This is a genomic window from Campylobacter sp. BCW_6465 (genome assembly GCF_001762815.1).
GTDB classification, from domain to species: domain Bacteria; phylum Campylobacterota; class Campylobacteria; order Campylobacterales; family Campylobacteraceae; genus Campylobacter_D; species Campylobacter_D jejuni.
On sequence record NZ_MJXN01000029.1, the window covers coordinates 1 to 10,749 of the forward strand.

Sequence of the window (10,749 nt, forward strand, 5' to 3'; positions counted from 1 at the left end):
GCAAGTCCTATTAAAGTGCAAAGTGATACGCCTATTGGTATTGCTGGGGCTATAAAAGGTGCAAGTAAAGAAATGATTTACACAAAGGCTGGTTATGAAAGCGTGGATAGCTTTCCAATCTTTGCCTTTTCAAATGTAAGCAAAGCAAAAGAATTTGTAAACGATTTAATCAAAGAAAATAACTTACAAGATTTTAGACTTTTAGATACTTTAGAATGTATCAATCTACAAAATGTAAGTAATGTAATTATTATTAGTTTTTTTGAAGAAAGCGAGGAAAGTGAAAACACTTTAACCAATATTGTTAATGCCATAGAAGCCTTTAAAAAAGCCAAACATAAAACAGGTTTTAGTCCTGATTTAATCATTGCTCCTTATTACTCACATGAAGCAGGAGTAAAGGCTAAGCTTGAAAGTGTGGCAAGTTCTATGAATATCACAGCTATTGTGGATCTTTACGCTACAAATGTTGGCGAAGCTATTAATACAATGGAGGCTTTTAGCTCTAAAAGATTAATTGCCACTTGGCCACAGGTTCAAATCTTAAATACACAAGGAAAATACGCTTATGTTCCACAATCTCCTATCATCGCAGGTTTAATAGCTCATACAGATGGAGATAAAGAATATGGCTTTAGTGATTCTTACTCAAATAGAGTGATGAATGGGGTTACTGGCACAGAGTATTTTATAGAGTTTATCAATGGCTTTGATTGTGATGCAGAAAGACTAAGAAACGCTCATATTTCAACTTGTATTTTAAGTGAAGGTTATCGCTCTTGGGGTGGGGAAACTAGCCATGAAGATACGATTTGGCAAGATTTAGCTCGTGTAAGAACCTTTGATCGCATAGCTCTAGCAGGACAAAAAGCAGCTTTTAAAGCTATTGATAAAAAAGCAAGTGAATTATATTTTATAAAAATCAGCATTGAAGAATTGCTAAGAGATTTAAAAGGAGCTAAGGTTTTAATTGGCTATGAGGTAAGCTGGGATGAAGAAAGAAACACAGATGCCAATGTGAGTGCTGGTAAGTTTTATCTAAATATAAAAATGATGAATAATCCAATCGTTAAACAAATCACTTTAGAGTTCATCTACTCTGATGAATGGGCAAGTGATTTGATTAAAACTATTAGTGCAGAGTAAAAGGTGGCTTTTGGGGCTTTCTCACAGAGAGTGCAAAGCACAAGCTTAAAGAGAGTGTAAAGCACAAGAGAGGGGTCAAGGGGATGAAATCCCTTGTTGTAAGGTGGAATTTACTTCCACCGCGAAGTTAAAAGAAGGAGAATAACATGTTTAATAAAGTACCTCAAGTAATTGAACAAGCAAATTGTTTTATAGATGGGTATGGTTATGCTGGGGTAGCAAGAGATATTACTTTGCCTATTATAGAACAAGAAGTATTAGAAAGCAAAGGAGCGCTGAGTGCAAATTATGGCACGGGTGTATTTAAAGCAATGGAATGCTCTTTTAAAATTAGTGAGATGGGAGAACAAGCTTTTGAAGCTTTTGGAGTAAATACTTTTTCTAAAACAAAAATCCCACTTGTTTTTAAAGCAAGTATTCATCAAAGCGGATCAGGAAAACAAGTGCCTTTTGTAGTGGAGTTAAATGGAGAATTTACATCTATGACTCCCCCTTCTATTGTAGCAGGTGGCGAATTTACAAGTGAAATAAAAATCAATGTGCATTTTATAAAAATCACAATGGATGGCAAAAGACTATTTTTAGCTGATATAAAAAATCTTATTCTAGAATTTAATGGCATTGATAAAATGGCAAAAGTAAAAGCAAATTTAAGTCTATAAGGAGAAAATTATGTCAAAAATAATCAAATTATCAAATGGAAATGAAGTTAAATTTAATCCCCCAACAGCTGGGATGTTGCGTCGTTCTATGGATATGCAAAAAGGCGAAGGTTCGAGAGCTTTTTATATGATAGGAGAATGTACTAATATGAGTTTAGAAGAACTTGATAATTTAAGTCTTGAAGACATTACTCTTTTAAGCAATGAATTAAACAATTACCAAACTCCCAGTGGGAGCACTGAATAATGAAGCTATTGCGTTAATAGCTCATTATTTGCATTTTTCTTATAGTGAAATTATGAGTTTAAACATAAAAGATTATCTTGAATTTTTAGATATTAGTTTAAAAATCGCTAAGAGTGTTTAAGCTTAAAAAAACAATAGATAAAGGTTACAATATAAAGTATTAAAGAAAAAAGCACAAAAAATGAAGTGATATTAACAAAACCTGCTAAATAATCATCACTTAAAAAAGAAAGCATAAAAGCGACAAAAATACCGAGTGTTAAAAAGGCTTTAAAAACGATTTTAAAGTTTTTTAAAAAGATGATTTTAGCATTAAAAGCATTGTCTATTTTTTTCATAAATAGATTTTACAATAAAAAGGAAAAATATGCAAGATTTAGGACTTAGCTTTGGTATATCTTTAGCCTTTAAAGGCTTTAAAGAATTTGCTAAAAACACTGAAGCTTTAAAAAAGTTTAGTGCTAATTTGGATCAAAGCAATAAAAGTGTAAAAGCCTTAAATAAAAGTATTGATGCATTAGAAAAATCCAAGGCAAAGATTAAAGCAATAGGTGAAGAATTTAGTGCTTTAAAAGGTGAGCTTATGGCTAAAGGCGCAAGTGCTTTAGCTATCGGTGTGCCTGTAAAAATCAGTGCTAATCTTGAAGATGATATGAATAATATAAATGCCTTTTTAAATACAAATAATGAAAGTTTAAATCTTTTACGAAAAAACTTTTTAAAACTAAGTTCTAATATAGGAATGAATGTTAATGAGCTTACTAAATTGGGTGAAGCAGGAGCAAGGCTTGGGATAAAAAGCGAAAGTGAGCTTTTAAAATTTAGCGAACTTGGTGCTAAGTATAGCAAAGTCTTTAAATTAAATAATGAAGAAAGTATTAATTTCATGAGTAAGCTTTCTAATATTTATAAATTAAATACCAAAGATATGCAAAATCTTGGAGATAAGATAATTGGTGTAGCTAAAGCAAGCAATGTAAGTGCTTCAAGTGTTGCTAAGATAATGAATGAAGTAGGAGGCGATGCAAAGCTTATTGGTATGAGTGCAGAGGGTGCGGCAGCTTTAAGTGCTGCTTTTGCAAGTGCGACTAAAGATGAAGGCGAAGCGATTGGAACTTTTAAAGCAATGACTAGCGTTATGAGTAATTTAAATAATGCAAGTGATGATATGAAAACCAAGTTTTTAAGCTTGGGGCTTAGTACAGAACAACTAAGCGCTTATTTTAAACAAGATGCAAGTGGTGCGGTTAAAGTACTTTTAAATCAGATAAAAACCTTACCAAAAGATGAGATGGTCTCTTTTTTAAATTCAGTTTTTGGGACGGGTGCTGCAGGCATGATGCAAAATTTAGTCGACAATACAGATAAGTATGAACAAGCTTTAAAATCTTTAAAAAATACAAAAATGGGTGCTTTAAATAATGAATTTAAAAAGTTAGGAGACTCCACTAACACAAGCTTTGCAAAACTTAGTGCCAGTATGGCAAATCTTAGTGCAAGCATAGGCGAAGCTTTAGCACCTGCTTTAAGCTTTGTCATGGATAGTATCTCATCTTTGATTAACTTTATTAGAGAGATTATTGATGCTTTTCCAAATTTAAGTAAAGTTATAGGTACCTTAGTAGTTTCTTTAACTATAGCTAGTGTGGCCCTTAGTGCTTTAAAAGTAGGATTTTTGGTTGCAAAAATTGCAGGAGCGCAATTTGCTTTTACGCTTAATGCTATAAGAACTGCTTTTAATATATTAAAAATCGCTTTTTTAACCAACCCTATAGGGCTTGTTTTAATGTCAATTGCCGCCATTGCAACGCTTGTTATCATGAACTGGGATAAAGTTAAAACCTTTTTCATTGGATTTATAGATAAAATTAGTTCCGTTTTTAGCGGATTTGGCGAGTTTTTTAGCTCTTTATGGGGTGGTTTATTTAATTGGTTTGCTTCTAAGTTTGAATGGTTAAGCAAAGCATTTGCAAAGATTAAAGATATAGCTAAAAGCGTGGCCTCTTTTTTTGGTTTTAGTGATAATGATAAAAAAGTTGATGGAGAAAAATATCAAAATTTACAAAATGATAATTCTAGAACCCATCATGGCATAGTAAGATCAGGTGCTCCAAAGCATGAAGCAAGACAAGCTGAAATTGCCGCTTTATCCAAAAGAAGTGATATTTCTAAAAAAAATGAAATCAATGTAAATATTAATGGAACTTTTAATATAAGTTCAAATAATGGAGTGTTTGATTTAAAAGCTTTCGCAAAAGAAGTTGAAAATAGTGTTTTAAGCGCATTAAATAAAAATGCAGATAAAAAAGTGCAGACAACAATTTGGGGTTAAAATGATATTTTGTTTAGGTGAGTTTGAGTTTGAAGCTTTAAATGTAGATGAGCTTGAAAAAAATTATGAATACGGCATTAGAAGCATTGAACGTATTAATAATCATAATGCTTTAATCAGCGTTGCTAAAGCAAATGAAAGTATTAAAATAAGTGGCAAAACTTTACCGCTTAGTAAAGATAAAAACACTTATTTAGATACTTTAAAGCAAATGGCTTCTCAAAATAAAAGCTATGCAATGTGTAGTGCCAGTGGAGTTTATTTTGGAAAATTTGCGATTTTAAGTATCAGCGAAAAACAAAGTGCTTTTTTAGAAGGTAGTGGCTTTTTAACACAAAGTTTTGAACTTAATTTACAAAGGGATTTTGATGAGTGAGATTTACATTGCAAAAAACAATGAAAGGCTTGATAGTGTGGTTTATAGGCATTATGGAACGCTTTTGTATTTTGATCAAGTTTTATTAGCCAATCCAAAATTAGAGCCTCTTTTAAAAACAGGAGATAAAGTGATTTTGCCTAATATTGAAATTCAAGAAAACAAGGAAGAAACTTTATGGTAAATCATCCTAGTTTTAAGATAAAAGCAAATGATAAAGATATTACACAAAAGATAAGTCTTAATCTTATTAATCTAAGCTTTGATGATAAGGCCAAGGATGAAAGTGATGAGATAAGCATCAGTTTAAATGGACTTTATGCAAGAGCTCCTTTTGGCGATAAGTTAGAACTTTGGCTTGGATTTGATGAAAAACTTTTTAAATGTGGTACTTTTAGCATTAATAGTTTTAGTAAAAATTATAGCTCTAAAACAACAGATATTAAAGCTACTGCGATTAATTTTGCTAGCAATATTAAAAACAAAAAATCAAGGACTTGGGAAAATACTAATCTTGCGGATATTGCTTTAAAAATTGCTGGGGAAAATAATTTAAAAGCAAAAACAAATAATGCAAACAAAGCTTATATCAAACATGAACTTCAAAACAATGTAAGCGATATTGAGTTTATTTATACTCTTTGTGCAAAATATGGCTTTTTAGCTTGTATAAAAGAACAAACTCTTATCATCATAGAGCAAAAAGAGGCAGCACAAGAGGGTGTAAAGGGTGGTGGAAAACAAGAGGGTGGCATTAAATATACTTTAGATATAAGCGAACTTAGTGATTTAAATATCAGCATTAAAAATCGCAATGATTATACAGGCGTTAAACTAACTTACCAAGATATAGAACAAGGCATTGTTAAAAGCGTTTTAAGTGGCAATGATAAGGGTTGTGTTTATGAGCTAAAGATTGCTGGAGTAAAGAATGACAGTGAGGCACTAAACTTGGCAAATGCTAAGCTTAATGCTTTAAATAAAGGCTCTTTTGAAGGAAGTTTTAGCATGATAGGGAAAAATATCAAAGCAGGAGCGAATTTAGAAATAAAAGGCATTGATGAAAAGGTTATTTTTAGTATTAAAGATGTAAAACATGACTTTTCTTTGAGTGGATATACTATAAGTGTTAATTTTGAAGGGTAATAAGGAAGACTAAAGCCTTCCTTTTTCTAAAAACTAGCAAACTAATCAAATCTATTTATATTGAATTAATTAAAACAAGGGATATTTTTTTCACTTTCTATTATCTTGATAAATTCTTCATAAATACATAGTGCATTGTCAATAATTTGATTGTATTTTAATATCTTGATATTGAATGTTTCTTCAAGAGAAATGATTTCTTTTTCTGATATTTCAATAGAATTTCCACTTCCCTTTATTCCAGCGTCTTCTGAAATAATAAAATATGCTTTAATATCTTCTTTATTTATCGACTTAATATTGTCTGACAAATTTTGTATTAGTGCTATTCTATATTTGTCAATTTGATTGTAAATATCTGTATATTTAACTTTTGCATATCCCGTGGCAGTATTTTTTTTCAATTCAACTATAATGGGATATTGTTCTTCGGCTATACTGATTAAAATATCAATAAAATTTCTATGTATTTCACCTTCTTTATCAATTTCCCTATAGTACTTTTGACGTACTATATTAAACGATTCTTGATTATTTAATTTTTTACTCCAATAAGGATTAATTAACCAAGGATGTTCATACAAGTGATCTTCAAAAAATTTCTCTGGAGTATTATTCTCATTCATTAATTCTTGAAGTTTTTTGATTGCCAAAATTCTATTTTTTGCTATTTCATAAACCTTTAAGTGATCAGAGTTTGCAATTTTAGACATTAGAGTATTTAATAATTCTGTAAATGAATTATTGTTTCTATTTAAGCTATTTTCTAGTTCTTGGATATCAACGTTATTGATAGTATGAACAATTGAACTTATCATTTGTTTGATATTTTTATGGTAAATTTCTTCATCTTCTTTATCTTGTTCATCAATTCCTTGGATCATAATGTGTAAAAATTTTTTATGTATGTTTAATTTTCTATCATCTAAAGATTTAAGCCAATTTTGATAACTTTCATTGTTTTTAATGTCCTCTGGAATATAACTAATTGAATCTTTGGTTCTAATTTCTTGCCATTTATTTACAAAAACATTTCTTACGTCTTTTAAATTGTCAATAAATTCGCTTACATATTCATCAGAAATATCTAAACCTTGTCTGCTTGATGTAATTGGAGAGTCATTTTCAGAATAAAAAAAATCTGCATGAACTTCTCCTACTAAATATTGACTAGCAATTCTTGCATTAGCACTTTCTTTAAAAATATTTTCATCAGCAATTTTTTTATTAATGAATACGATTACATTGTTAAAGTCAAAATTTTTAGTTTGAATTTTTTTAAGCTCTGCAACACCTCCCATCCATCCTTTTATTTTATTTTCATTAAAGTATTTAATAATATCTTGTTCTCTATTATAAAGGATTTTTTTAGATGCATCAACATTGGGAAATAATTCATTAATCTCTTCTGTGCTATATCCAAAATAAACCAATAATTCTATGCTACCATAATATATGTGCGACTCTAAACTAACTTCATCATCGTTAATTTTAACTTTAAAGTTATCTTTGCTAGATGCAATATAAAATCTTCTAGATAAATGAATTTTTAAATTATCCGTAGTTGAAGTTATCACCCTTCTTCTTAAATGTTCTATTTTGACAATCATTCCAGATTGATTAGAGTTATATTGACTAAATTCAGTCGGTAAATTTTCAATTTCTTGATAGACAACATTATGAGTATTTTCTTCACTTAAAAGTTCTTCATATTTTAATGTAAAAGTAATCCACTTATCAGAATTAATACTTTTTGTATATACGGTATACATATCTCCCAAACTAAAAGCAGCTAGTTTTCCAATTCCTTTTTGCCCCATTGGAAGTCTTTCTTTAAGATTATTGATAGGATTTTCCTTATCCTTGTTTCTTCCTATTTTTGCATATTTTTTTTGCAGCTCATCAACATTTAAACCTTTCCCATTGTCGGCTACTACAAGAAAGGTTTTATTAAGAACTATATCTACCTGTGTTGCATAAGCATCATAAGAATTTGCTATTAGTTCTGCTATTGCTGGAGGATTGCTATTATACAGTTTTCTTCCTAAATGATTTACAGCTTTATTTGCTATAGAAAATTCAATTGTATTAGCCATACGCTTCTCCTATCAGATGTTTTTTAATGCTTATTCCTATTATTTCCCCAAGTCTTGGAGGAACAGCATTTCCTATATGTCTTGAGATAACAGATGTTTTAATTCCAACTTCATTATCAATAAAATCATAATCTAAAGGAAATGTTTGCAATAAACTTGCCTCTCTTAAACTTATTGCACGATTTTGTTCAGGATGTCCAAATCTACCATTTCCTAAACTCGTGCAAAAAGTAGTCATTGTAGGAGAAGGTTCTTCCCATTTCATTCTTCCATATACACTACCAAAATTTTTACCAGATTCTTTTTTATGGCATTTAAGTATTAAATGCTCAGGCCAATCTTTCCAACTACCTCCATTTTTAGGAGTAGCTTTAATTCTTTCTAAATTTAATCCTGATAAAGGTTTAGCTATGTGTAATGGATCTGTTTTAGATTGTTCTCCTGATTTAATCTTAGGTAGAAAGCCTATTGCATCTCTTACTGTCTTGTAATTTTCTTTGTGGTGTGTTTTATTTATAATGTGTATTTCTTTAATTTTAGATCCCAATAAAACTAATCTTTTTCTATTTTGAGGCATGCCATATTCTGGACAAAATATAATTTTATAATCAATAAAATAACCATGTTTTTTTAAAGTACTAATAAAATTTTTAAATATCGGATATTTTTCCAAATCAGGCACATTTTCCATACTAATAATTTCAGGTTTTATTTCAATTATTAATCTAAGAAATTCATTAAGTAAAGTCCATTTCTCATCATTTTCATTATTTTTGCCTTTGGTGTATTTGGAAAATGTTTGACATGGAGCACATCCTACTAGAATCTTATATTTTGTATCACCAAAATATTCTTGGATCTCATTTGAAGAAATATTTTTTATATTTTTTTCTATAAACTGTGCTTTTATATTTTTTTCATAAGCATATTTGCAAGTTTTATCCAAATCATATCCTGCTATTATTTCAAAGCCAGCTTGTTTTAAACCACAGCTTAATCCACCAACACCACAAAATAAATCAATTACTTTACTTTCTTTCATAAAACACTTTATCTCTTTTTTAAATTATACAATTAATTTTTATATAAGATGCTTAAAAGACTTTTAGCTAAATGTTTAATAACACCTTAGACAACATTAATGATATTTTTTGCATTAGAAATCAAATTCAAAAAACAATACTTTGATTTTAAGTATCAAATGACTTTGATTTGAAAAGCGGTTTTATAAAATCAATATTTAGATAAAATTCCAGATCCTATACTTAATCTTATTAAAGATGAGAATAACAAATTAACTTCATTTTATAATGAGATGAGAAAGCGTATCAAAGAAGATAATTTCCAAAACATTAGTTACAGCAGTGACATAGTGTTTAATAATACTATGCAATATAATAAAAATAAAGAAAATGGTAATCCATTTTTTCATTATATTAGAGCAGCAGTAATGACACCTGAACATTTTAAAAAATTATTCCATAGTATGAATATTTCAAAAGAAATTCTCATGAAAATTCAACAAGCAGGATTTACCATTGTAACTACAAACGACCCCAATAAAAGAAAAAATTTTTATGAGAAACTAAAAAGTAAAGAAATTTTTATAGAAGTTTTATAATAGAACATATTAACGATAAAGACTTTGCAAGAACAAATAGCCGAAAGCCACGCCTCTTTCGGTTAAGTGTTTTTTGTTACAATTGTATTAAGCTTAGACTAAGTGTGGTTTTTATAGAATTTTCAACGGTTTTTTTAAGTGAGATAATCAACAAGCTTGATTATCTCGTTAATTAATTCTAAGACAAGAACTAAAAACTCAATGATCCTACTCATTATTCCTCTTTCTTATAACCGAAAGAGTAGCCATGCTTAATACGCTTTAATTATAGTATTTTTGAATGAATAAGTTTTAATGTTTTATATGAAAATTTGGGTGTTATCTCAATTCTTTCCTATAATTTGTTTTTTTCTTCATCATTATGAAAAATCATTGTTTCAATACAATTTTCTTTACAAAATTGTTTTATTTCATAATTATTGTTTGTTTCATAGAATTTAACAAGATGGGTAAAAAACTCATTCATATCATTCTTAGCAATTGCCAAAATACCGAATCCATTTTCAATTAAAATTTTATTAGCAATTAGCATTGAAGTTCTTTTATTTCCATCAAAAAATAATTGACTTCTCATAAGATATAACATCAAATCCAATGCTACTTCTTTTTTATTTTCATTTTTTAAAATTGTTTCTATATTTTCACTAACCTCATAATCAATAGGTAATTTTGGTTTAAAATTTGTTCCACTTATTTTAACATCAGCTGTTCTTAAAAATCCTGATTTATGAACCAAATCTCTGCCTACAATCCTATTAAAGTCCTGTATCAAACTCAAACTAACTTTTTCATTAATGGTATCAAACAAATAATTCCAAGCTCTTTTGAGATTTAAAATTATTGTTAAATCTTGTATTGTTTTATCAGGAACACTAAAGCCATCTATAATCATTTGAGTTTCAGGAAAAGTAACATTTACACCTTCTAAATTCGCGGATTTCCAAATAATATCTACAAGGTTTCTTTTTGCTAAAAATATATTTTCTTCTAAAGTTAAATTTCTCATTTTAAATCTTTCCTTCATAAAAATCCGCCTTGAGTTTTAACTCTTGGCGGAAATAACCCTAAAGGCTAACTATGAAACGACATAGTAAGCGTTTTGTGAGATTATATCTAAACTTTA

The 10,749-nt window shown here is 29.2% G+C and carries 12 protein-coding genes; 8 read left to right on the plus strand and 4 right to left on the minus strand.

Annotated elements, in window-relative coordinates:
- From AJ886_RS02575 to AJ886_RS02585, 3 genes are all read left to right on the plus strand, one after another.
- A partial coding sequence (locus tag AJ886_RS02575; RefSeq protein WP_070287079.1) for a phage tail sheath family protein occupies positions 1-1,146 on the plus strand: 1,146 nt, incomplete at its 5' end.
- Between the two features lie 146 nt (positions 1,147-1,292).
- Positions 1,293-1,808, plus strand: a complete 516-nt coding sequence (locus tag AJ886_RS02580; RefSeq protein ID WP_002865794.1) for a phage major tail tube protein — start codon at positions 1,293-1,295, stop codon at positions 1,806-1,808.
- Positions 1,809-1,818: 10 nt separating this feature from the next.
- The gene (locus AJ886_RS02585) at positions 1,819-2,055 is read left to right on the plus strand and encodes a phage tail assembly protein (RefSeq protein WP_002789979.1); all 237 of its coding nucleotides are present in this window, start codon (positions 1,819-1,821) and stop codon (positions 2,053-2,055) included.
- Between the two features lie 107 nt (positions 2,056-2,162).
- Here AJ886_RS02585 and AJ886_RS02590 read toward each other — a convergent pair whose 3' ends face one another.
- Positions 2,163-2,393 carry a hypothetical protein gene (locus tag AJ886_RS02590; protein ID WP_002789978.1) on the minus strand — a complete coding sequence of 77 codons (231 nt, stop codon included), beginning with the start codon at positions 2,391-2,393 and terminating at the stop codon, positions 2,163-2,165.
- Positions 2,394-2,422: 29 nt separating this feature from the next.
- Between AJ886_RS02590 and AJ886_RS02595 the strand changes: the two genes are divergently transcribed.
- The 4 genes from AJ886_RS02595 to AJ886_RS02610 are packed head-to-tail and all read left to right on the plus strand — an operon-like array spanning position 2,423 to position 5,909.
- Complete coding sequence (locus AJ886_RS02595) at positions 2,423-4,387, plus strand: phage tail tape measure protein (RefSeq protein WP_057038865.1); 1,965 nt, start codon at positions 2,423-2,425, stop codon at positions 4,385-4,387.
- 1 nt (position 4,388) lies between these two features.
- Positions 4,389-4,763, plus strand: a complete 375-nt coding sequence (locus AJ886_RS02600; RefSeq protein ID WP_002789966.1) for a phage tail protein — start codon at positions 4,389-4,391, stop codon at positions 4,761-4,763.
- On the plus strand, positions 4,756-4,947 hold the full coding sequence (locus tag AJ886_RS02605; RefSeq protein ID WP_002789964.1) for a tail protein X: 192 nt from the start codon (positions 4,756-4,758) through the stop codon (positions 4,945-4,947). The genes AJ886_RS02600 and AJ886_RS02605 overlap by 8 nt, the downstream gene beginning before the upstream one ends.
- Positions 4,941-5,909 carry a phage late control D family protein gene (locus AJ886_RS02610; RefSeq protein ID WP_002870152.1) on the plus strand — a complete coding sequence of 323 codons (969 nt, stop codon included), beginning with the start codon at positions 4,941-4,943 and terminating at the stop codon, positions 5,907-5,909. The genes AJ886_RS02605 and AJ886_RS02610 overlap by 7 nt, the downstream gene beginning before the upstream one ends.
- Positions 5,910-5,974: 65 nt before the next feature.
- On the opposite strand, the gene AJ886_RS02615 is transcribed toward AJ886_RS02610, so the two are convergent.
- Entirely contained in the window at positions 5,975-8,005 is a 2,031-nt protein-coding gene (locus tag AJ886_RS02615; RefSeq protein ID WP_070278935.1) for an ATP-binding protein, read from the minus strand.
- The gene (locus tag AJ886_RS02620) at positions 7,998-9,047 is read right to left on the minus strand and encodes a DNA cytosine methyltransferase (protein WP_002875392.1); all 1,050 of its coding nucleotides are present in this window, start codon (positions 9,045-9,047) and stop codon (positions 7,998-8,000) included. The genes AJ886_RS02615 and AJ886_RS02620 overlap by 8 nt, the downstream gene beginning before the upstream one ends.
- 273 nt (positions 9,048-9,320) lie before the next feature.
- On the opposite strand from AJ886_RS02620, the gene AJ886_RS02625 reads away from it, so the two are divergent.
- Entirely contained in the window at positions 9,321-9,626 is a 306-nt protein-coding gene (locus tag AJ886_RS02625; RefSeq protein ID WP_261662392.1) for a hypothetical protein, read from the plus strand.
- Between the two features lie 334 nt (positions 9,627-9,960).
- Here the strand turns inward: AJ886_RS02625 and AJ886_RS02630 are convergent, their stop codons facing one another.
- Positions 9,961-10,650, minus strand: coding sequence for a Fic family protein (locus AJ886_RS02630; protein ID WP_070287080.1), 690 nt, complete (start codon positions 10,648-10,650; stop codon positions 9,961-9,963).
- Between the last annotated feature and the right edge of the window lie 99 nt (positions 10,651-10,749).